This is a genomic window from Mycobacterium sp. E2327, assembly GCF_001672675.1.
In the GTDB taxonomy this organism is placed as follows: domain Bacteria; phylum Actinomycetota; class Actinomycetes; order Mycobacteriales; family Mycobacteriaceae; genus Mycobacterium.
Window position 1 is genome coordinate 1 of record NZ_LZKE01000068.1, and the last position, 23,371, is coordinate 23,371.

The 23,371-nt window shown below is 70.0% G+C and carries 23 protein-coding genes and 3 pseudogenes; 6 read left to right on the forward strand and 20 right to left on the reverse strand.

Annotation, left to right across the window (positions count from 1 at the left end; genetic code table 11):
* The 4 genes and pseudogenes from A5712_RS08075 to A5712_RS08090 all read right to left on the reverse strand — a co-directional run.
* Positions 1-1,364, reverse strand: a 1,364-nt coding sequence (locus A5712_RS08075; RefSeq protein WP_156766476.1) for a PE family protein, incomplete at its 3' end; no start/stop codon positions are given.
* Between the two features lie 98 nt (positions 1,365-1,462).
* Positions 1,463-3,236 (reverse strand): annotated as a pseudogene (locus tag A5712_RS32665) (PE family protein).
* Positions 3,237-3,627: 391 nt separating this feature from the next.
* On the reverse strand, positions 3,628-4,827 hold the full coding sequence (dinB, locus tag A5712_RS08085) for a DNA polymerase IV (RefSeq protein ID WP_068103343.1): 1,200 nt from the start codon (positions 4,825-4,827) through the stop codon (positions 3,628-3,630).
* A gap of 29 nt (positions 4,828-4,856) precedes the next feature.
* Complete coding sequence (locus A5712_RS08090) at positions 4,857-5,498, reverse strand: TetR/AcrR family transcriptional regulator (protein ID WP_068103345.1); 642 nt, start codon at positions 5,496-5,498, stop codon at positions 4,857-4,859.
* Positions 5,499-5,574: 76 nt separating this feature from the next.
* Here A5712_RS08090 and A5712_RS08095 point away from each other — a divergent pair, with 76 nt between their 5' ends.
* The gene (locus A5712_RS08095; protein ID WP_068103347.1) at positions 5,575-7,044 is read left to right on the forward strand and encodes an NAD(P)/FAD-dependent oxidoreductase; all 1,470 of its coding nucleotides are present in this window, start codon (positions 5,575-5,577) and stop codon (positions 7,042-7,044) included.
* Here A5712_RS08095 and rraA read toward each other — a convergent pair.
* The 10 genes and pseudogenes from rraA to A5712_RS31280 all read right to left on the reverse strand — a co-directional run bounded on the left by rraA (position 7,041) and on the right by A5712_RS31280 (position 13,414).
* Positions 7,041-7,523 (reverse strand): ribonuclease E activity regulator RraA, encoded by a 483-nt coding sequence (rraA, locus tag A5712_RS08100; protein ID WP_068103349.1) that lies wholly within the window; start codon positions 7,521-7,523, stop codon positions 7,041-7,043. The genes A5712_RS08095 and rraA overlap by 4 nt on opposite strands.
* 1 nt (position 7,524) lies before the next feature.
* Positions 7,525-7,947, reverse strand: a complete 423-nt coding sequence (locus tag A5712_RS08105; RefSeq protein WP_068103351.1) for a nucleoid-structuring protein H-NS — start codon at positions 7,945-7,947, stop codon at positions 7,525-7,527.
* Between the two features lie 102 nt (positions 7,948-8,049).
* Entirely contained in the window at positions 8,050-8,562 is a 513-nt protein-coding gene (locus tag A5712_RS08110) for a copper resistance CopC family protein (protein WP_068103353.1), read from the reverse strand.
* Positions 8,559-9,191, reverse strand: coding sequence for a YcnI family protein (locus A5712_RS08115; protein ID WP_068103354.1), 633 nt, complete (start codon positions 9,189-9,191; stop codon positions 8,559-8,561). Before A5712_RS08115 ends, A5712_RS08110 begins: the two co-directional genes overlap by 4 nt.
* Positions 9,188-9,844, reverse strand: a complete 657-nt coding sequence (locus A5712_RS08120; protein WP_068103440.1) for a DUF6474 family protein — start codon at positions 9,842-9,844, stop codon at positions 9,188-9,190. Before A5712_RS08120 ends, A5712_RS08115 begins: the two co-directional genes overlap by 4 nt.
* Positions 9,845-9,984: 140 nt before the next feature.
* On the reverse strand, positions 9,985-10,383 hold the full coding sequence (locus tag A5712_RS08125; protein WP_066930409.1) for a helix-turn-helix transcriptional regulator: 399 nt from the start codon (positions 10,381-10,383) through the stop codon (positions 9,985-9,987).
* A gap of 484 nt (positions 10,384-10,867) precedes the next feature.
* Positions 10,868-11,533, reverse strand: a pseudogene (locus A5712_RS08130) (TMEM165/GDT1 family protein); the annotation flags it as partial.
* Positions 11,534-11,767: 234 nt separating this feature from the next.
* On the reverse strand, positions 11,768-12,301 hold the full coding sequence (locus A5712_RS08135; RefSeq protein WP_068103358.1) for a peptidase: 534 nt from the start codon (positions 12,299-12,301) through the stop codon (positions 11,768-11,770).
* A 195-nt stretch (positions 12,302-12,496) separates the two neighbouring features.
* A complete protein-coding gene (locus A5712_RS08140; protein WP_067150615.1) occupies positions 12,497-13,120 on the reverse strand; it encodes a superoxide dismutase in 624 nt (207 codons plus the stop codon).
* 138 nt (positions 13,121-13,258) lie between these two features.
* The gene (locus A5712_RS31280) at positions 13,259-13,414 is read right to left on the reverse strand and encodes a hypothetical protein (protein WP_197519334.1); all 156 of its coding nucleotides are present in this window, start codon (positions 13,412-13,414) and stop codon (positions 13,259-13,261) included.
* 520 nt (positions 13,415-13,934) lie between these two features.
* Here A5712_RS31280 and A5712_RS08150 point away from each other — a divergent pair.
* Positions 13,935-14,987, forward strand: coding sequence for a DUF4328 domain-containing protein (locus A5712_RS08150; RefSeq protein WP_068103362.1), 1,053 nt, complete (start codon positions 13,935-13,937; stop codon positions 14,985-14,987).
* A 4-nt stretch (positions 14,988-14,991) separates the two neighbouring features.
* Positions 14,992-15,816, forward strand: coding sequence for a glycerophosphodiester phosphodiesterase (locus A5712_RS08155; protein ID WP_068103366.1), 825 nt, complete (start codon positions 14,992-14,994; stop codon positions 15,814-15,816).
* Here A5712_RS08155 and A5712_RS08160 read toward each other — a convergent pair whose 3' ends face one another.
* Positions 15,817-16,959 carry an LCP family protein gene (locus A5712_RS08160; protein WP_068103368.1) on the reverse strand — a complete coding sequence of 381 codons (1,143 nt, stop codon included), beginning with the start codon at positions 16,957-16,959 and terminating at the stop codon, positions 15,817-15,819.
* Between the two features lie 22 nt (positions 16,960-16,981).
* On the reverse strand, positions 16,982-17,758 hold the full coding sequence (locus A5712_RS08165; RefSeq protein ID WP_068103370.1) for a DUF2470 domain-containing protein: 777 nt from the start codon (positions 17,756-17,758) through the stop codon (positions 16,982-16,984).
* Positions 17,759-17,853: 95 nt separating this feature from the next.
* On the opposite strand from A5712_RS08165, the gene pheA reads away from it, so the two are divergent.
* Both pheA and A5712_RS08175 read left to right on the forward strand, forming a co-directional pair.
* Positions 17,854-18,810, forward strand: a complete 957-nt coding sequence (pheA, locus tag A5712_RS08170) for a prephenate dehydratase (RefSeq protein WP_068103373.1) — start codon at positions 17,854-17,856, stop codon at positions 18,808-18,810.
* Positions 18,807-19,493, forward strand: a complete 687-nt coding sequence (locus tag A5712_RS08175; protein ID WP_068103375.1) for a histidine phosphatase family protein — start codon at positions 18,807-18,809, stop codon at positions 19,491-19,493. Before pheA ends, A5712_RS08175 begins: the two co-directional genes overlap by 4 nt.
* On the opposite strand, the gene A5712_RS31825 is transcribed toward A5712_RS08175, so the two are convergent.
* The 3 genes and pseudogenes from A5712_RS31825 to A5712_RS08185 form a co-directional block, all read right to left on the reverse strand.
* Positions 19,470-19,670, reverse strand: coding sequence for a hypothetical protein (locus tag A5712_RS31825; protein ID WP_082973339.1), 201 nt, complete (start codon positions 19,668-19,670; stop codon positions 19,470-19,472). The two genes, A5712_RS08175 and A5712_RS31825, sit on opposite strands and share 24 nt — an antisense overlap.
* Positions 19,667-20,069 (reverse strand): annotated as a pseudogene (locus A5712_RS08180) (metallopeptidase family protein). The gene A5712_RS31825 and the pseudogene A5712_RS08180 overlap by 4 nt, the downstream one beginning before the upstream one ends.
* Before the next feature lie 4 nt (positions 20,070-20,073).
* A complete protein-coding gene (locus tag A5712_RS08185) occupies positions 20,074-21,450 on the reverse strand; it encodes a septum formation family protein (RefSeq protein ID WP_068103379.1) in 1,377 nt (458 codons plus the stop codon).
* Between the two features lie 111 nt (positions 21,451-21,561).
* Here A5712_RS08185 and serS point away from each other — a divergent pair, with 111 nt between their 5' ends.
* The gene (gene serS / locus A5712_RS08190; protein WP_068103381.1) at positions 21,562-22,815 is read left to right on the forward strand and encodes a serine--tRNA ligase; all 1,254 of its coding nucleotides are present in this window, start codon (positions 21,562-21,564) and stop codon (positions 22,813-22,815) included.
* Here the strand turns inward: serS and A5712_RS08195 are convergent.
* Positions 22,812-23,330 (reverse strand): carboxymuconolactone decarboxylase family protein, encoded by a 519-nt coding sequence (locus A5712_RS08195; protein ID WP_197519335.1) that lies wholly within the window; start codon positions 23,328-23,330, stop codon positions 22,812-22,814. The genes serS and A5712_RS08195 overlap by 4 nt on opposite strands.
* Positions 23,331-23,371 lie beyond the last annotated feature (41 nt).

A 23,371-nucleotide genomic window follows, 5' to 3' on the forward strand; every position in this document is an offset into this window, starting at 1 on the left:
CCGCGTCCGCGGACTTGGACGCGATCGGGTCCGCGATCAGGTCGGCCAATACGACCGCCGCCGTAGGTGGAGTGGTTCGTGCCGGTTCCGGTCACGCCGCTGCCGCCGAAGCCGCCGTCGCCGCCGGCGCCACCGCCGCCACCATCGCCGTTGTGCCCGCTTCCGCTGGAATTGCCGCCGGCTCCGCCGGCGCCGCCGTGGCCACCTTGCCCGCCTTGGCCGGCCACACTGCCGAAGACGTTTCCGCTGACGTTGCCCCCGGTGCCGCCGGTACCGCCGCCTCCGCCGGTGCCGCCCGAGCCACCGCTGCCGGCCTGCCCGAAGAGCCCTCCCCCGGCGCCGCCGGCCCCACCGGCACCGGCGGCACCGCCATCGCCGCCGACACCGCCGGTTCCGCCTGTCGCGGTGCCGCTTCCGCCGCCACCGCCATGTCCGCCGTGTCCGCCGTCGCCGCCGAGGCCGCCCACGCCCGCGGCCCCGCCCAGCAACGCCTGATTGGCGCCGCCGACTCCGCCATGGCCCCCGGCTCCGCCGTGGCCGCCCGGCCCGCCGGTACCGCCGGCGACGGCGTTGTCGATTCCGGCTGCGCCCTGGCCGCCGAGGCCGCCCGCGCCGCCCGCGCCGCCGGCACCGAACAGGGAAACCAGCTGCCGATTCGCGCCGCCGGCGCCCCCGTCCCCGCCGTGGCCGCCGGTCCCGCCGAAGAGGCTCGCGCCGCCCGTCCCGCCGGCTCCGCCGGCACCGCCCGGACCGCCGCCGATCCATCCGCTGGCACCGCCGGCCCCGCCGTTCCCGCCGGCACCGCCGATCAGGGCCTTGCCGTTTCCGCCGGCCCCGCCGTCACCGCCGTGGCCCCACAATCCCGCCGAGCCGCCGTTCCCGCCGGCCTGCCCGGCGCCGCCGGACCCGCCGTTGCCGCCGTTGCCGATCAGCCACCCGCCGTCGCCGCCCGCCTGCCCGGTGCCCGGCGCACCGTTGGCCCCATTGCCGATCAGCGGGCGTCCCGTCAGCAGCTTGACCGGGCCGGGCGGCAACCCCAGGCTCTGGAATTCACCGACGAGGGACGTCAGCGGGTCGGCATTGGCCGCCTCGGCGGCCGCATACTGCCCGCCGCTCGAGGTCAGCGACTGCACGAATTGGTCGTGGAAAAGCGCCGCTTGAGCACTGAGCGAATGAAACTCCTGGGCATAGCTGCCGAACAGCTGGGAGATCGCGGCCGAGACCTCGTCCTGCGCCGCGGCCACCACCGAGGTCGTCGAGGCGGCGGCGGTCGTATTGGCCGACCTGATCGCGGACCCGATCGCGTCCAAGTCCGCGGACGCGGCGGTGAGAATCTCCGGGTCTACCTGCACGAAAGAGGACATCTACGGCTCCTAATCCCTTGTGGGGCCGTAGATTAAAGTCGGCGACTTGCGAGATTCTTGCGGCTGCTCGGCTCGAGCCCGCCTCGCGGACGACTTGGTTAGGGCTGGCCGGTGCCCCCGTCGTTGCTGTTGACAACCACGCCGTGCCCGCCGGAGCCGCCAACGCCAGTGGTGCCCCCGTCACCTCCGCTGTTGTGGAAAACACCGTTGTTGGCGCCGATGCCGCCCGTCCCCCCGCTGGCACCGTCTGTGCCGACGTTGCCGGGGAAGGAGCTCGCGTTGGCGACCGCACCGCCGCCACCGCCGCCGCCGGTGCCGTTGCCGCCACCGCTTCCCCCGAAACTAAGCGCAGCGGTCTGAGTGAGGTTTAACGCGGAGCCGCCGACGCCTCCATCTCCGGCGGTGCCGCTGGCGGTAGCCGCGCCGCCGCCGCCGCCCCCGCCGCCGCCCGCGGAGTTGGTCAATATTGCGGTACCGCCCGCGCCGCCGCCGCCGCCGGCGCCGCCTGATCCGCCGCCCGTCGCGCCGGCACCGCCGCTGCCACCCTCACCGCCGACTCCGACAGCCTGGGGGAGACCTCCAGCCGTCGTTAAGGCGATGCCGCCGCGGCCGCCGGTCCCGCCGTCGCCGCCGGTGCCGCTGCCACCCCCGATCCCGCCGCCACCGACGTGGCCGCCCGTGCCGCCGGCACCGCCGCCACCCCCGCCGCCGGCAAAGACTTCGTTGCCGCTGGCGGGGTCGGTTACGCCTTGACCGCCGATACCGCCGGCGCCGCCGTGGCCCCCGCCGCCGCCGGTGCCGTTGATTCCGCCGCTGGAGTTGCCGCCCGCACCACCGGCGCCGCCATGCCCACCTTGGCCGCCTTGGCCGGCATATCCCTTGGCCAGGGCGCCGTCCGCGGCGCCGCCGGTGCCGCCGGTGCCCCCGTCGCCCCCGGTGCCGCCCTGGCCACCGGCGCCGATCTGCCCGAGCAGGAACGCTCCATTGGTGCCACCGGCCCCACCGGCACCGGCATCACCGCCATCGCCACCGATTCCCCCGCTGCCGCCGAGCAGGGTGGGTAGGTTGTTGACGCCGTCCGCACCGGTGCCGCCGGAGCCGCCCAGGCCGCCGTTGCCGCCCGGGCCGCCCGCCCCGGCATGCCCGCCGAGCGCCGCCGTTCGCGCCGCCTGCCCCACCGTGGCCGCCGGCTCCGCCATGCCCGCCGCCGCCGAACGCGGCAGTGATGCCAGCGCCGCCGGCGCCGCCTGCCCCGCCTGGACCGCCGCCGAGCCATCCATTGGCTCCTCCCGCCCCGCCGTTCCCGCCTGCGGGGCTGGTGAGGGGCTTGCCGTTTCCGCCGGCCCCGCCGTCACCGCCGCGGCCCCACAGTCCCGCCGAGCCGCCCGCCCCGCCCGCCTGCCCGAGCCCGCCGGATCCCCCGTTGCCGCCGTTGCCGATCAGCCAGCCGCCGTCGCCGCCGGCCTGCCCGGTGCCCGGCGCCCCGTTGGCGCCGTTGCCGATCAGCGGGCGGCCTGTCAGCAGCTTGACCGGACCGGGCGGCAACCCCAGGCTCTGGATTTCACCGAGCAATGAAGTCAGCGGGTCCGCGTTGGCCGCCTCCGTGGCCGAATACTGCCCCACACCCGCCGTCAACGACTGCACAAACTGATCATGAAAAAGCGTCGCCTGGGCGCTGAGCGCTTGAAACTCCTGGCCGTAATTGCCGAACACCTGAGAAATCGCCGCCGAAACCTCATCCTCGGCCGCGGCCAATACCGATGTCGTCGAGCCTGCCGCCGCCGCGTGGGCGGATTTGATTGCCGATCCGATCCCGCTTAAATCCGACGAAGCGCTGGTGACGATTTCAGGGGATATCAGGACAAACGACATGCACGGCTCCTTTGTCGGGGAACTGCCACGAAGATCTACGGGTAGCCGAAAATCTACGCTTTCAGTTCGAAGTTTGGAAGCAGTTTCGCTTAGCAAACTGCGCCGAATTTGTTGTGGCACCGCGGTCCATGGGCGGCTCGCGAAATGGCTTACTGGGCCGGCGTGTGACGAATGCCCCTTCGCGTCGGCTGTGGTTCGTTGCGCGAAGCCCTTAACCGAAATAAAGCAGGCAACCGCGGAGCCCCGCCACCTTATTTGACTTTTGGCCACGCACTGCTGCGGTATTGACGACCGGCGGCGCTCACGCTCAGCGGCAAACTGGCAATCGACGCCAAGGCGCATATGTCGTGGCTGCATAGGCAGAGAAATGACACGCGCCGTAGAAGCACAATTAGTCGGGCAGATGTGGCATTTCGAAGCCCGCGTCACGCCCGATCAATACGGCGGGCGTGAGCGCGGATTTGCCATACCGGCGGCGAACCCGGTCGATCGCGTCGTCGATTTCGATTCGGCCCGCGTCCTCGCCGAACGGCAGCATCAGCTGCTGGGCGCCGCTGCGGTCGATCCCCGATACCGCAAACCCCACCAACGTCAGCCCGCGCTGCGCGATCAGGGGAGCCGCGGACGCGACCAGCTGCCGGGCGGCGGCCAGGATGGGCTGCGTCGACGAGGTGGCCCACGGCAAGGTGTGCGAGCGCGTCGCCCGGCCGAAGTCGTCGAAGCGCAGGCGCAGCACCACCGTGCGGCCGGTGCGGCCCGCCGTACGCATCCGAGCGGTGATCCGGTCGATCAGGTTCACCACCACGGCGTCGATCTCGGCGGCCGACATGCGATTGCCCGCGCGGCCCAGCGCCCGCTGCGCGCCCACGGACCGCCGTCGCACCCCGGTGCTCACCCGGCGACGGTCGATGTTGCGGGACAGCGCATACAGCTGGCGGCCCATCGCGGGCCCCAGCAGCGACGCCAGCGTCGACTCGCTGAGCTCGGCGACGTCGGCGACCGTCGCCAGGCCGTGCGCGTGTAGCTTCTCGGCGGTCACCGCGCCGACGCCCCACAGCCGGCGCACCGGCAACGGGCGAAGGAACGCCAGCTCCTGATCGGGCGGCACCAGCAGCAGCCCGTCGGGCTTGGCCTCCTGGCTGGCCACTTTGGCGAGGAACTTCGTCCGCGCGATCCCGACGGTGATGGGCAGCCCGACGCGACTGCGCACGTCGGCGCGCAGCCTGTGCGCGATCTGGGTGGGGGTGCCGGAGACCCGGCGCAGCCCGCCGACATCGAGAAACGCTTCATCGACCGACAGCGCCTCCACGACCGGTGTGCAGTCACGGAACACCTCGAACACGGCGTCGCTGGCGCGGCTGTAGGCGTTCATCCGGGGCGGTACGACGACGGCGTGCGGGCACAGCCGCCGCGCCTGGGACCCGCCCATCGCCGTGCGCACGCCGTAGGCCTTGGCCTCGTAGCTCGCGGCCAGCACGACGCCGCCGCCCACGATCACCGGGCGGCCGCGCAACGTCGGGTCGTCGCGCTGTTCGACGGACGCGTAGAACGAGTCCAGGTCCGCGTGCAGGATGGATGCATCGCACCGCACGAACGTATGTTCGCACGGGCGTCCGACGGCTAAACGGTTTGGCCGTAGATGCTGGTGACCCAGATGTGGGTGAGCGTGTCGACGACGCGTTCCTCGTCGACGGCCGGCTTCTCGGCGGCCAGCGCGGCCATCATCGTGCGCTCGTTCATCTGGTTCAGCGAGGTCGCGAGGTCGGCGGCGGGGATGGTCTCCGGGGCGGCGCCGCGCGCGCGTTCGGCGGTGATCATCGCCGCGGTCTGGTCGATCCATTTCTGCATGAATCCCAGCCACACCGAACGGAGCTCGGAGCTGGTGGCCAGCGCCTCGGTTGCGGCACGCGCCAGCGCGCGATGCGTGCTGAACGCCACGAAGAACGCCTTGATGCCGTTGCGCCACACGCGGCGCGGGTCCTCGGGGAGGCGCTGCACGGCGCCGTCGAACTCGGAGTCGGCGCGCGCGATGACCGGCTCCAGCAGCGACAGCAGCACCGCCTCCTTGGACTTGAAATAGAAGTAGAAGGTCGGCCGCGAAAGGCCGGCGCCCTTGGCCAGGTCGTCGACCGAGATGGCGTTGAACCCGCGCTCTTCGAGCAGGCGCTCGGCGGTCGCCAGGATCGCCTGCTCGCGGTCGTCCCCGGTGGGGCGCAGGGCGCGGCGCCCGCGGAGGGCGCGAGTCGGGCCAACGGCAGTCACGGGGGTTACTTTACATGGAGTCGAAAGTTTCGACAGGCCGTTGACTGGCTCAACAGTGTGTTGATAGCGTGGGGACATGACTGAGCACCTCGACGTCGTCATCGTGGGGGCCGGCATCTCCGGCGTGAGCGCCGCCTGGCACCTGCAGGACCGCTGCCCGACCAAGAGCTACGCCATCTTGGAGAAGCGCGCGGCCATGGGGGGCACCTGGGATTTGTTCCGCTACCCGGGCATCCGTTCCGACTCCGACATGTACACGCTGGGCTTCCGCTTCCGCCCGTGGACCGAGCGCCAGGCCATCGCCGACGGCGGGCCGATCCTCGACTACGTCAAGGGCACCGCGGCCATGTATGGCATCGATGAGCACATCCGGCTCAACCACAGGGTGGTCAGCGCCGACTGGTCCAACGCGGAGAACCGCTGGACGCTGCAGGTCGAAAACAACGGCGCGCCAAGCACAATCACGTGCAACTTCCTGTTCTTGTGCAGTGGCTACTACAACTACGAACAGGGATTCGCGCCGAAGTTCGCCGGCTCGGAGGATTTCCAGGGCCCGATCATCCACCCGCAGCACTGGCCCGAGGACCTCGACTACACGGACAAGAACGTCGTCGTGATCGGCAGCGGCGCGACCGCGGTCACCCTGATTCCGGCGATGGCGGAGTCGGGCGCCAAGCACGTCACGATGCTGCAGCGGTCACCGACCTACATCGTCTCGCAGCCGAAGCGGGACAAGTTGGCCGAGCGGCTCAACCGCTTGCTGCCGGAGAAGCAGGCGTACACCGCGATTCGCTGGCGGAACGTGCTGCGCCAGGCGGCGCTTTACGCGGCCTGTCAGAAGTGGCCGCAGCGGATGCGAAAGATCCTGCTCGGCTTTGTGCAGCGCCAGCTTCCCGAGGGGTACGACGTGCAGAAGCACTTCGGCCCGCATTACAACCCGTGGGACCAGCGGCTGTGCCTCGTCCCCAGCGGCGACCTCTTTCGCGTCATCCGGAAGGGCAAGGCCGACGTGGTCACCGACACCATCGACCGATTCACCCCGACCGGCATCCGGCTCAACTCGGGTCAGGAGCTGCCCGCCGACATCATCATCACCGCAACGGGTTTGAACCTGCAGCTGTTCGGCGGCGCGACCGTGACCATCGACGGGCAGCCGGTAGACCTGACCAAGACGATGGCGTACAAGGGCATGATGCTGTCCGGGCTGCCGAACATGGTCTACACCGTCGGGTACACCAATGCGTCGTGGACGCTGAAGGCCGACCTGGTGTCCGAGTTCGCCTGCCGGCTGCTGAACTACATGGACGACAACGGTTTTGACACCGTGGTCGTCGAGCACCCGGGTTCCGACGTCGAAGAGCGTCCGTTCATGGACTTCACTCCCGGCTACGTGCTCCGCTCGCTCGACGAGTTGCCCAAGCAGGGATCCCGCACGCCGTGGCGGCTGAACCAGAACTACGTGCGCGACATCCAACTGATCCGGCGCGGCAAGATCGCCGACGAGGGCCTGCGGTTCGCCAAAAGCACTGCGGCCGTGTCAGTTTAGTCTGCTAGCACCACGACGATGCCGTCGTCGTCGCTGTAGGCGATATCGCCGGGCGCGAAAGTCACTCCGCCGAGGCTGATTTCGATGTCGCGCTCTCCGGCGCCGGTCTTGCTGCTCTTGCGGGGATTGGTGCCCAGCGCCTTGATGCCGATATCGATGCCCCGCAGCGCGGCGGCGTCACGCACGGCGCCGTTGATGACCAGCCCGGCCCAGCCGTTGGAGCGGGCCAATTCGGCGATGACGTCGCCGACGAGCGCGGTGTGCAGCGAACCCGAGCCGTCGATCACGAGTACCCCGCCGTCGCCCGGCCCCGAGAGCACCGACTTCAGCAACGCGTTGTCCTGGAAGCAGCGCACGGTGCTCACGGGCCCGGCGAATTTCGAGCGGCCGCCGAACTGGCGGAATTGAAGGTCGCAGCTGCGTACGTCGGGGCCGATGGCATCGACGAGGTCGGCGGTCGGCCGAAATGAAACCGCCACCTCAGCGGCGCCGCAGCTGCCGGATCAGCAGGATCGCCAGCAGGCTGAGCGCCACGGCCACGACCAGCGGCACCGGGGATTGGCCGGGTGCGGCCGGCGGGGCCTGGGGCGCGACCGGGTTGTTGGCACCCTCGACGGTCGATTTTGCTTGTGCGGCAGCGTCTTTGGCGGCAGCGGCGAGTTCACCGTTGGTCTCGATCCGCTGCTGTATGCCGAGCGGCGGCGCAGGCGGCGCAGCTTTGGCGGGGGCCTTCTTGGCGGGCGCTTTTTTGGCGACCGCCTTTTTCGCCGGTGCCTTCTTCGCAGGTGCCTTTTTAGCGGGCGCTTTCGCCGCCTTCTTGGCGGCCTTGGCGGGAGGTTTCTTCTCCGGTGGTGTCGAAGCGCCGTCGGGTTCGCTGTTGGGTTCGTCCTGCGGGTCTGCCATGCGGCCGCTCCTTTGCAGCTCTCTAGAGTTCTTTCGCGCGGGCCGGGTTGCTCGCGTCCCATCATGCCAGGAGGCGCGGGACGGCCTCGTCGGCCAGTGCGCTCAGGGTCTGCGGCGCACCGCCCACCAGCCGCCTGCGGCGACCAGGGCCACGGCCGCCACCGCGAACGGCCATGCCGGAATGCCCCCACCGCCGTCGGGACCCGCCGTGGGCGGTCCGGGCGTTCCGGTGCCGGGCACCGTCAGCCGAAACGACCAGGACCCCGACACCACGTGGCCATCCGCGGAGGTCACGCGGTAATTCACCGTGTAGGTGCCGGCCGGGCCGAGCGGCCGCACGCCGACGCCGACGACCGCGCCCTGCACGCTGGGTTCCCCGCTCGACCACTGGTTGCCGTCGGGTCCGACGACCGTCATCGCCGCGAACGTCGTCTGCAACCGCTCGTTGAACGTCGCGGTCACCCGGGCGGGACCGGTCGTGAGAACCGCGTTGTCCGCGGGGTCGGCGGACAACCGCGCCGCGTGCGCGGACGCCGGTTGGGCGGTGAAGATCGCGGTGGACATCATGGCGGCCAGCAGCAGGCCTGCCCAGGCGGCGAGCGCCCAGCGCGTCATGCCCGGCGGCGGACCACGGCCAGGGCCACGCCCAGGACGGCCAGCGCCAGCGCCGCGCCGCCCAGCACGCGCGCGGTGGTGTCCGATGACCTCGGCGGCGCGGCCGCCGCAGGGTGGTGGTGCTCGTGCGGTGCCCCGGCCGTCGCGCTGAGCGTCAACGCGGGTGCCGGGTGTTCCGGTTCACCGCCGCCGGGCAGCGGCGGCTGGTCCCACTTCACGACCGTGCCGTCGGAATAGGTCTGGGTGGCCGGGAAACTGACGGTGTCGGAGTCGGGCAGTTGCACCGAGATCCGGAACAGCGCGAATTGGTCCGGTGCGATCCCGGCGTTGGGCGCGGCGGTCCAGGTCACCGAGCGGACGGTGCCGGCCGCCGCGTCGCGGTCCAGCCGGGCCGTCCATCCGGGAACGGTTTCGGTGCTCGCCGCGGCCACGTTGGGCAGGCCGACGGTCAGCGCGGTGGTCGCCGCACCCGTATTGGATTCGTTGGGCACCTGGAAGGTGACGATCGCCATGGCGCCGCGGACCGGGTTGTCGCTGCTGGCGTGCACGTGCGCCCACGCCGTCGGGATGCCCGCCGCCGAAGCGAGATAGAGCGCTGCGACCGCGATCAGGACGCGCGCGGCGCTCACGTCAGTCCGAGGCGCGCCATCAGGTCCGCCTCGATGCCGTCGAGCTGCGACGAGATCGCCGCGTGCGCCGCCCGCCGTCGCGCGGCCGGCATGTTCTCCGCGGCGGTGACGGCCGCCGAGAGGTCGCTGAGCCGTTCGGTGATGGCGCCGACGAACTGCTTGGTCTCGGCATCCTTGGGCTTCTTTTCCTGCACCACCCGCAGCGACTTCTCCGACCCGGCGATCCGGGCCGACAGCTGGGCGCCCTGCCCGGAGAACTGGCCGATCTGCGCCAACGGGACGCCCAGCTGATCGGCGCGCCGTTGGTCGATCACCGCGCGCGCGGCCATCGCGCCGCGGTAGATCAGCGGCGTCAGGATGGGCGCGAGCAACCGAGATACGGTCAGCACCCGGCGGATCCGAGTAGGCGACAGCAACTTGCCCTCCCGTGCGGTCTTGAGCTCGGCCTCGGCGACCTTCAACGCCGTCCGGTCGCTGTCCCGCTGCGATTTGATCTGTGCCTTGAGGGCCTTTTCGGCGGCGCGCCGGTCGGCCTTGAGCCGGCGGGCGTCGTTCTTGGCGGCCAGCTTGGCCTCGAGCTTGGCGCGGGCCTTGATCGCTCGGGCCTCGGCGCGACGCGTCGCGCGACTCTTTCGCTTGCGGAACAGGCCCATTGCCGGCCGCCTCCCGGTAATCTCGCTGGCTTCGTCGTCCATCGCTCGCGTGTGCGCGATCCGAAAGCCAACCCTAATCGGCATGCGCCGACGGCAGCCGTTCAGGTCGGGGCGTACAACCGGGCGGGCCCGAGCGTGCGCTAGGCGTCCAGGTGTTCGGCGCGGCGCAGTTCCTTGACCCGCTCCACGACGTCCTGCTGTGCCTGCGGGGACAACCCGACCGCGGCCAGGGCGATGCGGCGCACACCGTCATCGCGCATCGTCGCCAGCCAGGACAGCTCCTTGTCGAGCTTCTCGTAGTACTCGTCGTCGGTGAAGTAGGCCGGCTTGATTCGGAAGAAGTTGGCCAGGGCGGCCATGGTCGCGGACGAGGGGTTGGTGCGGTTGCCCGAACGTAGCTGGGACAGGTAGGGAGCCGACATCGTGATGCCCTCCGCCTTCAGTGCCGCGATCACCTCCGCCGAGGTGTGCGGCCCGCGCCCTGGTGGATACACCGTGTCGAACAAGCGATTCAGGCGGGCGGCGAACGTCGTGCTCATCGATATGACCTCCACTTGGCTGTAGAAGTGAACTATTGCCGAGGTGTATTTGCTGATCATCGTAGCGGCGGTTTGGGTCCGCATCCAGGTGCAAACCCCGGGTGGTGGGGGACCGGCATTGCTGACAACTGCCGAATACCCACTTGACGAGCGTCTAACTAATTCGCTGGGGTGTCCACTAAATAACCGAAACTCACAGGTTATCCGCAGCGTTCGGGTTGCGGACGGACGTGGCGGGCGCTCGGCACCACGGGTGGACGCGCGCCTCGAGCGAGGATGCTAGGCGATTGCACGGCAACCAGCGCGCAACGGCCGTCCACCGCCGACAACCTTTGCTGTCAAGTCGGTGACACGCCCACAAAACGGGCCGCGGGTGCACCTAATCGCCCCCGGAAGATACCCCTGGGGCGTCTCCGGGGTCGCGACAGCGTAGGGAAGGTGCGCCGACGGCACTTTAGCCGATGTCCGGTGACCCCCCGGCGGGTGCGGCCTCTATCCGGCGCCGCCGCAGAGTTTGCGCCGCGGCCACGGCGGCGGCGACCAGCGCGACGGCGACGGTCACCGCGATGGCCACCGAGCGCAGGCCCAGCGCGGTGTCGAACAGCATCCAGAGGCCGAACAACAGAAACAGCAGCCCGGCCATCGCGTGCAGCAGCTGCTGGGGAAGACGCTGATGCAGCAACGTCCCGGCCGCGATCGCCAGTCCGTCGGCAAGAACCATCCCCAAGGTGGAGCCGAGCCAGACGCCGGTCCAATCGTGATCGCTGGCCAACGAGACGGTCGCCAGCGACGTCTTGTCGCTCAGCTCGGCAAGCACGAAGGAGGACACCACAGTCAGCAGCGCGAAGCGGGATTCCCCCTTCGTCGAGACCGTCTCGCCGCCGGCCGTGCCCTCCCGCCAGGCCCACACGGCGAAGATCAGGAACGCGATCGCCGACGCAAACGCCATCGGCCGCGCCGGGAGGGTGGTGCCGAGGAAATGGCCGATCCACACCGTCACCCCGTGCACCAGGCAGGCGGCGATCGCCACGCCGGTGAGCACCACCCACCATCGGTAGCGCAGCGCGAAGGTCATGGTGATCAGCTGGGACCGGTCGCCGAGTTCGGCGAGGAAAACCACCCCGAGGGTTAAGAGCGTGGCGGCGAGCATGGCAGGCGACCTTTCGACACGTCGTCGGTGACTGACGGGTCACCGAACATCGGTCGAAGGTCTCGCCCACCGGACCAGAGGACCGGTTCGCCGGCCGGGCTATGCGCCAGTATGTCGACTCGACGATTCGGGGCTACTCCCCTTCGCTAACGGTTCACAGGCTAGCGGGCAGGTCGGGCGAGCGGAAGAAAGGTGGCCGATTTCGGCCAGCCGTATTCTGCGATTTGAATTCCCTTACGCGGCAAGCAGCATCGCCAGGATCGCCGTGTCCGGATGGCTGATCGGGTCGACGCCCACCCGGCTCACCATCGATGTGATGGTTCCGTCGGCCTCCGCCTCCACCCACGCGGCCCGGTGCTCCAATCCGAGGTACGGCAGTCCCGGCAGCAGCACGCACCCGGACGCGGCCCCGTTGCATTCCGGCAACGAGGGCGTCGTTTCCGACGGTGGATGCAGCATCAGCAATGCAGGGGGCTGATGGTCCGCGAAATACCCTGGCTGGATGGCGGATTCGCCGAAGACGGTGCCCTCGGCCAGCACCAGGCCCACGGTGCCCGGCTCGGGTTCGTCGGGCAACTCCTCGCGGGCACCGAACACCGTTGTGGTGGAGAGCAATCCGGGCAGCGACGCGACCCGGACCGCCACCATCAGCAGTTGGGCCCACTCCTTGGTCGAGTCGGGCCATCGCCCGGAGATCACAAACCCCTTGAGGGCGCCGCGGGCATGAAAGGGTGATATCCCTATCGGTCGATCCGACCCGGTTTCCATCTCGACCTCCGCGCGACGCCTCGTTTCGAATAACCACGCTGGTAGCTCGAATAATTAAGCATGCCTGCGCCTTCGGCGCCTTGCAACCCGACACGGTCACTGGCGTACATCTTTTCAAAGTGCCCAAATTCACGCCCGATAAACGACGGGAGCGCCGCGCAATCCGCGCGACGCTCCCGCCGTTTCGAGATGAGGTCAGCCGGCGATCAGTCCCTGGGTTTTGGAGGTCGCGGCCGCATAGCGGTCCTGCACATCCGCCCAGTTCACCACGTTCCAGAACGCCTTGGCGAAGTCAACCTTGACGTTCTTGTACTGAAGGTAAAAAGCGTGCTCCCACATGTCGAGCAGCAGCAGCGGCACGATCCCGAGCGGGAAGTTCGACTGGTGGTCGTACACCTGGAAGATCAGCAGCTTGTTACCCAGCGTGTCCCAGCCAAGCGCCGCCCAGCCCGACCCCTGCACGGTGGTGGCGGCGGCATGAAACTGCGCCCGGAAGTTGTCGAATGACCCGAACGCGTCGTCGATCGCCGCGGCGAGCTCTCCGGTCGGCTTGTCACCGCCGTTCGGGGACAGGTTCTTCCACCAGATGGTGTGGTTGACGTGACCGCCCAAGTTGAACGCCAAGTTCTTCTCGTTCAACAGGATCGCGGCGTGATCTCCCTTGGCCCGCGCCTCTTCGAGCTTCTCCAGGGCGTCGTTGGCGCCTTTGACGTAGGTGGCGTGGTGTTTGTCGTGATGAAGTTCGTTTATCTGACCGGAGATGTGCGGTTCCAGCGCACCGTAATCCCAATCCAAGTCCGGCAAGTTGTATACAGCCACTGCATTCCTTTCTTCGGTTATCGTCTTGGCGCTCCTGCGCGGGGCTGCCACGCGGCGGCCAGCCGTTATCAACCCTGCTCCATGACCGCGCGCGCCGCAAGAACGGCCGCTAGCGAGGGGTACCCGGCGGGCCTTGGTTCAAGACAAGACGATGACGACGAGGACGGCGAGCAGCGCCAGGGCCACCAGCGCGGCGCGCAACGCGGCGACGCTATAGCTGTGGTTGCAGGCAGGCGAGCCGGAATACGAGTTCGACGGGGCCGCCGAACCCGGACCAAACGAATGCGTCGCCATCAAGCGCCTTTCACCTGCACGTCCACCTCGCCCAAGTGAGGTGAGTCACAACGATTTTTCGTGACGGTGATCATAACCCCTCACACTGCCGTTGGAAAACGCACTGGGTAACCGCGTGCCGGAGAAGTGCGGAGCGGGCGGGCACCGGCGATCCCGACGGGGTGATCTGGGGGTGCTTAGCGGGGCAATGCATTTCGCTCTGGTAGCCGACGGGGTTGTTTATGGCACAGCCGTACCACCCGCGCGTTATCCACAGATGCGGTCCGCGGCAGTCGGTAAAGGCCGTGTTGACGCCGTACATACCCAAGGTCTGATTGTGGATAAACCTGTGGAAACTGTGGATAGCCATATGCAACTGTTGGTGTTGCCGCAACCGCTCGAGGCCTCCGCCGGCGGCTTGCGCGGCCTGCAGTGTCGCCAGCGCTGTGTTCGATTGCCCCGCTCTCCCCCGCAAGCGGGAGGTGCCCCCACCGCAGGCCGCTTCCGCGGCCCGCATCGTCGCCAGCGCTACCCTGGTCCGGTGATTCAGGTGTGCTCCCAGTGCGGCACGCGGTGGAACGTGCGCGACCGGCGCCGCGACTGGTGCCCACGCTGCCGCGGGGCGCTGATGGCGCCCATGCCGGACACCCCGTCCCCCGACCCGCGATGGAGTGCCGCGGGCAGCCCGCCGCCGCCCAGGCCGCCCGCGGCTCCAGCGTGGCAGCGCACGGCGCCGCGCCTGCCGCCCGGATTCCGGTGGATCGCGGTGCGTCCCGGCGCCGCGCCGCCGCAGCGGCGCGGACGTCGGCTCCTGGGACCCACCCCGCGCTACGCCGTCATCCCGCGCTGGGGCTTGGCGGACCGCGTCGACCAGGCGCCGTCGGCGGCGGCGGCCGAAAAGCCTTCCCGGACAGGGCCATCCGCACCGCTCGTGCGCACCACGTTGTTTTTGAGCGTGCTGATTCTGAGCGCGGCTGCACTGGTGTACGTCGCACGGTATGCGCTGTTGGTGTACAACCGGAACACCCTGCTGAACTCGGTCGTGGCCGTCATCGCCGATTGGCTCGGGGTGCTGGCCAGCGTGGCGGCGATCGTGGCGGTGATCGTCTCGGCGGTGGTGCTGGTGCGGTGGCTGATCGCGCGACGGGCCGCCGCCTTCGCGCACCATGGGCTGCCGGAGCCGCGTTCCGTCCGGGCGCTGTGGGCGGGCTGCTTGGCGCCGTTCGCGAACCTGCTCTGGGCGCCGGTGTACGTCATCGAACTGGCGACCGTCGAAGAGCATTACGCCCGGGCGCAACGACCCATCCTGCAGTGGTGGATCGCGTGGCTGGTCAGCTACCTCGTTTCGATCTTCGCCATCGCCACCAGCTTCGCCACCGACGCCCAGGGCATCGCGAACAACACCGTGCTGATGGTGTTCGCATACCTGTTCGCGGCGGTCACCGTGGCCGCGATCGCCCGGGTCTTCGAAGGCTTCGAGCGCAAACCGGTAGCCCGTCCCGCACACCGCTGGGTGATCGTCGAACCGGACCGTCCCGCAGGCCGCCCGTCGAGCGCTCCGGTTGAGTTGGAGGGGCAGGAACCGGCAGCATAGGGATATGACGTGGGCCGACGAGGTGCTCGCCGGGCATCCCTTTGTCGTTGCCCATCGCGGAGCTTCGGCCGCCCGTCCCGAACACACCTTGGCTGCCTACGATCTCGCGCTCAAGCAGGGCGCCGACGGCGTGGAATGCGACGTGCGCCTGACCCGCGACGGCCACCTCGTCTGCGTTCACGACCGCCGCCTGGACCGGACCTCGACGGGAGCCGGTTTGGTCAGCACGATGACGCTCGCTCAGCTGCGCGAGCTCGAATACGGCGCCTGGCACGACAGCTGGCGTGAGGACGGCACGCACGGCGACACCAGCCTGCTGACGTTCGACGACCTCGTTTCGCTCGTCCTGGACTGGCACCGGCCGGTCAAGATCTTCGTCGAGACCAAGCACCCGGTCCGGTACGGCTCGCTGGTGGAAAACAAGCTCCTGGCCCTGCTCCATCGCTACGGCATAGCCGCGCCCGCATCCGCGGACCGCTCGCGCGCGGTGGTCATGTCGTTTTCGGCGGCGGCGGTCTGGCGCATCCGGCGGGCCGCGCCGTTGCTGCCGACGGTGTTGCTCGGCAAAACGGCCCGGTACTTGGCGAGCAGCGCGGCCACGGCCGTCGGCGCCACCGCCGTCGGGCCGTCGTTGGCGACGTTGAAGGACTATCCGCAACTGGTGGACCGCGCCGTCGCGCAGGGTCGCGCGGTCTACTGCTGGAACGTCGACGAGTACGAGGACATCGACTTCTGCCGCGATGTCGGCGTGGCCTGGCTGGCCACCCACCACCCGGGCCGCACCAAGGCCTATTTGCAGCGGGCGCGCGCCGCCGACGGCAGCATCTGATCAGCCCGGCACCGGCGCGTCGGAGGCCAGCGCGTCGAACAGCCTGCCGGCGGCATCGTGGTCCCACACCACCACCGCGCCGACGTCGCCGGTGGTGAACTCGCCGATCGGGACGGTCAGCGCGGTCGTCGGCCCGTGCAGCGCCCAGCCGAGCCGCGCCAAATCCCACACGTGGTCGCCCCGATCGACGGTCATCGCGCCCGCGGCCGAGCGGGGCACCGAGTACCAGCGCAGCGGGTCGAGCCACACGGCAGGGCTGGCGGCGCGGTGCAGCAGCGCCGACAAGAACTCGCGCTGGTTGGCCATCCGGTCCAGGTCCGCGCGCGGGGTGTCCCGCGTCCGGACGTACCCCAGGGCGTCGCGGCCGGACAGTTTCTGGCAGCCGGCCGGCAGGTCGATGCCGGCCAACGGGTCGCTGATCGGGGCGGTCGGGCACACGGTGACGCCGCCCAGCGCATCGACCACGCTCGCGAATCCGCCGAATCCGATCTCGACATAGTGATCGAGGCGCAACCCGGTCGCGCGCTCCACGGTCTCGGTAAGCAGGGGCGCCCCGCCGATCGCGAACGCCGCGTTGATCTTGTCCTTGCCATGGCCCGGAATCAGCACATACGAGTCGCGGGGGATCGACACCATCGTTGCCGGTGTGCTCGACCCGAATTCGGGCACGTGCACCAGCAGGATCGTGTCCGTTCGGCTGCTGCCCACATCGCCGCCGGTCGCCAGGTCTTGCTGCTGCTCGGCGGTGAGGCCTTGCCGGCTGTCCGAGCCGACGATCAGCCAGTTCGTCCCGCGGCCGGCCGCGGGTCGGTCGGGATAGTCGGTCAGCGCCTGCTCGCGCCGCAGCGTGGTGTCGAACCATATGGCGCCGCCGACGATGCCGGCGCCGGCGAGCAGCGCGCCGATCAAGGCGGTGAGCGCCACCGCACGGACCCAGCGGCGGCGGCCGCGCTTGCGGCGGGCCCTCGGGCCGACCGGTCGTGGCGGGGGAGTCGACGGCGGTGCCGGGGTGAGCGGTGGCGCGGGCCGGCGCAGCGGGGTGGTCGGCGGGTCGGCGGCCGGCCCGGTGGCACGGCGAATCGCCTGCGGCGGCTCGGGCCGGCGCGGCGGCACCGGCCGTTGGGGCGAGCGGTCGCCGTTCACCCGGATAACGTACGTGCAGGGACTACCGGCGGGCTCGCAGCCCGTTGATGAACGGGCAACCCATCAGCACGCGGATGGCCTGGCGCAGCCCCGTCATGTCGTCGACCGGCTTGTGGAACGGCAGCCGGACGTCGTGGTCGCCGTCGTAACCCTCGATGCGGAACCGCACGCCGTATCGGTCGAGTCCGAGCGGGCGAACCTGGCCGCGGCGCACGCCCGGCGGCAGCTTCGACACCAGCCGCGCGACGACGTCGTTGTGGACGGTGTCGAGGTGCCACAGCAGGCTCGACTCGATCTCGCAGAAGGGGTCGGGACGGGCGGCGAGCAGATCGGCCACGCTGACCGGCTCGGCGCCGGTGGCGTCGGTGACGACCACCGAGTCGATCTCCAGCCGCAGTAGCCGGTACCGAGGCCCTCCCGCGCACGCCGCCGACCGCGGTGTCTCGACCTCGAGCAAGGCCGGATTCGGGTCCTCGGTGGCGATCAGGTCCAGCGTGTCGGTCAGCGCGTCGTCCGGGACCTCCTGCAAGCGGCCGCGCACCCACACCAACGAACGGACCGGCTCGCGCACCGGCAGCGGCGCATAGTCTGTCAGCTCCAGCAGCGCCTGCGATCCGGAGGTCAGGCAATCGCGCGAGGCCGGCAGGACGACCGCGAAGGATCCGTCGGCCAGCAGGTGGTGCACCGGGGTGGCGATCGGGTCCGCGCCCTCGATGGCCAGGAGCGCGCCGGCGGCCTTGGCGCAGGCGCTGCGGATGCGTTCTGCGGTCGTCGGTGCGGGGTGGCTCAGCGAAAGCATCGGACTCCTCGAGGCAAATTAGGTAAGCCTAAGTTAACTTACGACCCATCCCGTCGCAAGACCCGTTTGACGTGGCGCGCCGTTAGGGTTGGGGCGTGGTCCGCATCGCATACCTCGGTCCCGAAGGGACGTTCACGGAGGCGGCGCTGCTGCAAATCACGGCCGCCGGCCTCGTCCCCGACCAGGGACCGGGTGCCGTGCGCACGATGCCGATCGAGAGCACGCCCGCCGCGCTGAATGCGGTCCGCGACGGTGACGCCGACTACGCGTGCGTGCCGATCGAGAACTCGATCGACGGCTCCGTGATACCCACGCTGGATAGCCTGGCGATCGGCTCGCCCCTGCAGGTGTTCGCCGAGACCACCCTGGACGTGGCCTTCAGCATCGTCGTCAAGGCGGGTCTGGGCGCGGCCGACGTCCACACGCTGGCGGCGTTCCCGGTGGCGGTGGCGCAGGTGCGGCAGTGGTTGGCCGCCCACCTGCCCGGCGTCGAGCTGCGGCCGGCCTACTCCAACGCAGACGCGGCGCGCCAGGTGGCCGAGGGACAGGCCGACGCCGCGGTCACCTCGCCGCTGGCCGCCGAGCATTGGGGGCTGGGGTCGCTGGCCGACGGCGTCGTCGACGAGCCGAACGCCCGCACCCGCTTCGTCCTGATCGGGCTGCCCGGGCCGCCGCCGGCCCGCACCGGAGCGGATCGAACGTCGGTGGTGCTGCGCATCGACAACGTGCCGGGCGCGCTGCTGTCCGCGCTGGCCGAATTCGGCATCCGCGGCATCGACCTGACCCGGATCGAATCCCGGCCGACCAGAACGGAGCTCGGAACCTACCTGTTCTTCGCCGATTGTGTCGGCCACATCGACGACGGCGCGGTCGCCGAGGCACTCAAGGCGCTGCACCGTCGTTGTGCGGATGTGAGATACCTGGGTTCCTGGCCGACGGGATCGGCCGCCGGGGTGCTGCCGCCACCGGCCGACGAGGCGGCGCGCTGGCTCGCGCGGCTGCGCGAAGGCAAGCCCGAGCAGAGTTTCGAGACCGGGGGGTCGGAGCGATGAGCGGTCGCTTGGTGTTGTTGCGGCACGGGCAGTCCTACGGCAACGTCGAGCGCCGGCTCGACACAAGGCCGCCCGGGGCCGAGCTGACGCCGTTGGGCCGCGACCAGGCCCGCGCGTTCGCCCGCGGCTCGGGGCGCCCGGCGATGCTCGCGCACTCCGTGGCCACGAGGGCCTCGCAGACGGCCGAGGTGATCGGCGCCGAACTCGAGATGGGCGCCGTGCAGTTCACCGGCATTCACGAGGTGCAGGTCGGCAAGCTGGAAGACCGCAGCGACGACGAGGCGGTCGCGGAATTCAACGCGATCTACGAGCAGTGGCATCGCGGCGATCTCGACGTGCCCCTGCCGGGCGGGGAGACCGGCAACGACGTCCTGGACCGCTACGTGCCGGTGCTGACCGAGCTGCGGCTGCGTTACCTCGACGACGACGACTGGAACGGCGACATCGTCGTCGTCAGTCACGGCGCGGCGATCCGGCTGGCTTCCGCGGTCCTGGCCGGGGTGGATGGCAATTTCGCGCTGGACAACCACCTGGAGAACGCCGATTCGGTGGTGCTGGCCCCGATCACCGACGGGCGGTGGAGCTGCGTGCGCTGGGGGTCCTTGACGCCGCCGTTCTACCCCCAGGCCGACGCGAGCCCGGTCGCCGACGCGGTCGGCTCAAGCACCGATCCGATGGGCTGACGACTCTTCCGTACACGCGCAGCCGACGGCGTCGCAGTCGACGACGAACGTGTGCACCACCAGCTCGGGGCTGTCGCAGTCCGGCTCGGTGCATTCCCACCGGCGCAACGAATGACGAATGATGGTGCCGTGGCAGTGATCTAAGCCCGCCCGGCACTCGCGACACTCAGCGCTCATGAACCGTTCATAACATCCGGTCCGGACGAAATCGGGTTGCCGCGCCCGTCAGGCCCAGCCCAGTTCCTCCAGCCGGTTGTCGTCGATGCCGAAGTGGTGGGCGATTTCGTGGATCACCGTGATCGCCACCTCCTCGACGACGTCGTCGTCGGAGTCGCAGACGTCCAGCAGCGCCTCGCGGTAGATCGTGATGGCGTCTGGCAGTGAGCCGGCGTAGTCCGAGTCACGCTCGGTCAGCGCCACCCCTTCGTACAGCCCGAGCAGTTCGGCGTCCTCGGGGTGGCGGTCTTCGACGAGCACGACGACGTTGTCCATCGCGGCGGCCAATTCGGGCGGGATCAGGTCGAGCGCATCGGAGACCAGCTCGTCGAACCGGCGCGGATCCATCCGCACGGGCACGCGGCTAGCCCGCCGGGGCCGGGGCCGGTTCAGCCGGGGCGGGTGGTGGCGCCTCCGCCGGCGGGTTGGGCGCCTGCGGCGCCGGGTTGGCCGGTGGGGCCGCCCCGCCGTCCTGCGGGGGCGGGACGTCCTGCGGGGCCGGGGCCTGCGTTGCGGGCGCTTGCGGTTGCGTTGCGACCGGCTGCTGCCCGGGCAGGTGCTGGTTGTTCGGCGGTATGGCGTCGGGCGCGGTGCTGGCCTGGGTGGGCTGGCTCGGCGCCTGAACCGGGATCGGCGGCATCGTCAGCCGCTCCTCGGGAATGTCGGGTGGGGCGATTGGCGCTTGGCCGTTGATCAGCAGCTTGCCTTTGGCGCTGTTCACCAGCGTGGCCCAACCGCCGTTGCCCAGCGTGGCGCCGATGCTGCACGCGACCTCGCGGCTACCCGCCGACCAACTCGGCAGGGACACGGTCGGGTAGATCAGCGTCAGGGTGGTGGTGCGCAGTTTGGTCGGCGCCAGGTACGCGTCCGTCATCTTGGTGCACGCGTCCTTGATGAAGCCGTCCTGGTCGGGCTCGGCGGGCAGCGGACCTTGAAACTTCTCGGCCAGGTTCACGGTGCCGGTGACTTCCATCGCGTGCGGCGTCGCGCAGTCGACCGGGACATCCGTGGGCTGGTTGATCGCCGGGTCGATGCCCAGGCAGGTGCCGGTGGGCCAGACCTTGGACTGGTCCACGTCGGCGACCTTGCCCTTGAACGCCTGCTGCTGGTTGTTGCCGCCGGGGAGTTGCAGGCCGCACAGCATGCGGCGGTCACCGGACTGGCGCCAGGCTCGGTCACCGGCCCACAGCAGGCTGACCATGAACTTGCTGTTGGGATCGAACTTGGGGCCCAGGTAGTTGTGGACCGCGGGCTCGCATTGTTCCTGGGTCATCTGCTGGATCCGGGCGGGCGACGGGGGCGCGGCACTGGGCCCGTACTCCGAGCCGGGGAAGGTCCGCATGTCGACGGACTCGGCGACCTCGAACTTGTGGTCCTCGGTGCAGTTGACGATGCTCGCGGACTCGGGGGTGGCGTCCGGCCACATCAGGCAATCGCCGCCCTTGGCGCGATTGAACGCGGCGTCGCTCTTGGTTCCGGTGCTGGGCACCGGGTCGATGTAGCCGGCCAGCCGCCCCGGGCCGCCGCCGACCGGGATCGCGGTGACCAGTCCGGCGATCAGCAGGCCGCCGAGCGCGGTCAGCAACAGCGCTCGCCTGGTCGCCGTCGCCTGCAACCCGCGCGGCCAGCGGAAGCTGCTCGGCGGTTGGTTCGTCGCGTCGTCGCGGGAGCCGGCGTTCTCCGAACTGGAGGCGCTGGCTTCCGAAACTTCCTTCTCCGGCGCTTGCGACATCGGCTCCATTCTGACAGGGCGCCCTGAGTGACGTGACAAAAGTTACTGATGTGGTATGTGGGGCCCGCGTTGGCGGGTGCTCTGCCATCTCGTCCGGGCCGCAAAAGTAGTGTCGGGGCCGTGATCGACCTGAAGCTGCTCCGGGAAGACCCCGATGCCGTGCGCCGTTCGCAAGTCAGCCGTGGCGAGGACCCGGCCCTCGTGGACGCCCTGCTGGCCGCCGATGCCGCGCGCCGCTCGGCGATTTCGGCCGCCGACGGCCTGCGCGCCGAGCAGAAGGCCGCCAGCAAGAGCGTGGGCGCCGCGTCGCCCGAGGAACGCCCGGCCCTGCTGCAGCGCGCCAGGGAGCTCGCCGAGCAGGTGAAGGCCGCGGAGGCCGCGCAGGCCGACGCCGAGGCGGCGTTCACCGCGGCACACATGGCGATCTCGAACGTCGTCGTCGACGGGGTGCCCGCCGGCGGCGAGGACGACTACCGCGTGCTGGACATCGTCGGCGAGCCGCCGGTGATCGAAAGCCCCAGGGACCATTTGGAACTCGGCGAGGCGCTGGGCCTCATCGACATGCAGCGCGGCGCCAAGGTGGCCGGCTCGCGGTTCTACTTCCTGACCGGCCGGGGCGCCCTGTTGCAGCTCGGCCTGCTGCAGCTGGCGCTGCGGCTGGCCGTCGACAACGGCTTCGTCCCGATGATTCCGCCGGTGCTGGTGCGCCCGGAGGTGATGGCGGGCACGGGATTTCTGGGCGCCCACGCCGAGGAGGTGTACCGGGTCGAGGCCGACGACCTCTACCTGGTGGGGACCTCCGAGGTACCGCTGGCCGGCTACCATTCCGACGAAATCCTGGACCTGTCCGGCGGCCCGCGCCGGTACGCGGGCTGGTCCTCGTGCTTCCGGCGGGAGGCCGGCAGCTACGGCAAGGACACCCGCGGCATCATCCGGGTGCACCAGTTCGACAAGGTGGAGGGCTTCGTCTACTGCATCCCCGACGATGCCGAGGCCGAACATCAGCGGCTGCTGGGTTGGCAGCGCGAGATGCTGGCCCTGATCGAGGTGCCGTATCGGGTGATCGACGTGGCGGCGGGAGACCTCGGCTCGTCCGCGGCGCGCAAATTCGACTGTGAGGCATGGGTTCCCACGCAGGGGACCTACCGCGAGCTGACGTCGACGTCGAACTGCACCACGTTTCAGGCGCGCCGGCTGTCCACCCGCTACCGGGACGACAACGGCAAGCCGCAGATCGCCGCCACGCTCAACGGCACGCTCGGCACCACCCGGTGGCTGGTGGCGATCCTGGAGAACCACCAGCGGCCCGACGGCAGCGTGCGGGTGCCGGCCGCGCTGGTTCCCTTCGTGGGCACCGAGGTGCTCGAGCCCTAACCGACGTCGGCGAAGGTCGGGCTGCCCGCCTCCAGCGGCACGCGCGCGGCGCGCGCGGTGAAGCTGATCGCGTGATACCAGCCGCACAGCATGGTGAGGTCGAGCATCTCGCGTTCGTCGAACTCGTCGCGCAGCGCCGCCCACAGGGCGTCGCCGATGTCGCGGTGGTCGCACAGCGCGTCGACCGCGCGAATCAACAGCCGATCGCGCTCGGCGGCCCAGCACGGGTCGTCGGGGGTCCCATGGGTCAGGGAGCGGATCTGGCCGCGGTCGAGGCGCGCCTTTTCCGCGAAAAACGCGATGTGCACTCCCCATTCGTACTCGCACGCACACCGCGCGCAGGTGCGGTCGATGACGATCTCGCGGTCGCGCAGCGATAGCGACAGCGCGCGGCTCAGCTCGTAGCTGCCCCACAGCGTCATGGCTTCGGCCATGGGCAGGTTGCGCACCACGGTCCGAAACAACGCGATCGGCGGCACGCCCGGCGGCATCATCTTGTCCAGCTGGGCGGCCACCGCCGGCTCATAGGGGGGTTCGCTCGCGCCGATCCGAGGCG

Coding starts and splice junctions, on each gene's coding strand:
- A5712_RS08175 (WP_068103375.1), top strand. CDS start 18,807: ATGAGCGGTCGCTTGGTGTTGTTGCGGCACGGGCAGTCCTACGGCAAC.
- A5712_RS31825 (WP_082973339.1), bottom strand. CDS start 19,670: ATGAGCGCTGAGTGTCGCGAGTGCCGGGCGGGCTTAGATCACTGCCAC.
- A5712_RS08120 (WP_068103440.1), bottom strand. CDS start 9,844: ATGGGCCTGTTCCGCAAGCGAAAGAGTCGCGCGACGCGTCGCGCCGAG.
- A5712_RS08135 (WP_068103358.1), bottom strand. CDS start 12,301: ATGGAAACCGGGTCGGATCGACCGATAGGGATATCACCCTTTCATGCC.
- A5712_RS08165 (WP_068103370.1), bottom strand. CDS start 17,758: ATGCTTTCGCTGAGCCACCCCGCACCGACGACCGCAGAACGCATCCGC.
- A5712_RS08105 (WP_068103351.1), bottom strand. CDS start 7,947: ATGGCAGACCCGCAGGACGAACCCAACAGCGAACCCGACGGCGCTTCG.
- A5712_RS08095 (WP_068103347.1), top strand. CDS start 5,575: ATGACTGAGCACCTCGACGTCGTCATCGTGGGGGCCGGCATCTCCGGC.
- A5712_RS31280 (WP_197519334.1), bottom strand. CDS start 13,414: ATGGCGACGCATTCGTTTGGTCCGGGTTCGGCGGCCCCGTCGAACTCG.
- A5712_RS08155 (WP_068103366.1), top strand. CDS start 14,992: ATGACGTGGGCCGACGAGGTGCTCGCCGGGCATCCCTTTGTCGTTGCC.
- A5712_RS08110 (WP_068103353.1), bottom strand. CDS start 8,562: ATGACGCGCTGGGCGCTCGCCGCCTGGGCAGGCCTGCTGCTGGCCGCC.
- A5712_RS08125 (WP_066930409.1), bottom strand. CDS start 10,383: ATGAGCACGACGTTCGCCGCCCGCCTGAATCGCTTGTTCGACACGGTG.
- A5712_RS08185 (WP_068103379.1), bottom strand. CDS start 21,450: ATGGAGCCGATGTCGCAAGCGCCGGAGAAGGAAGTTTCGGAAGCCAGC.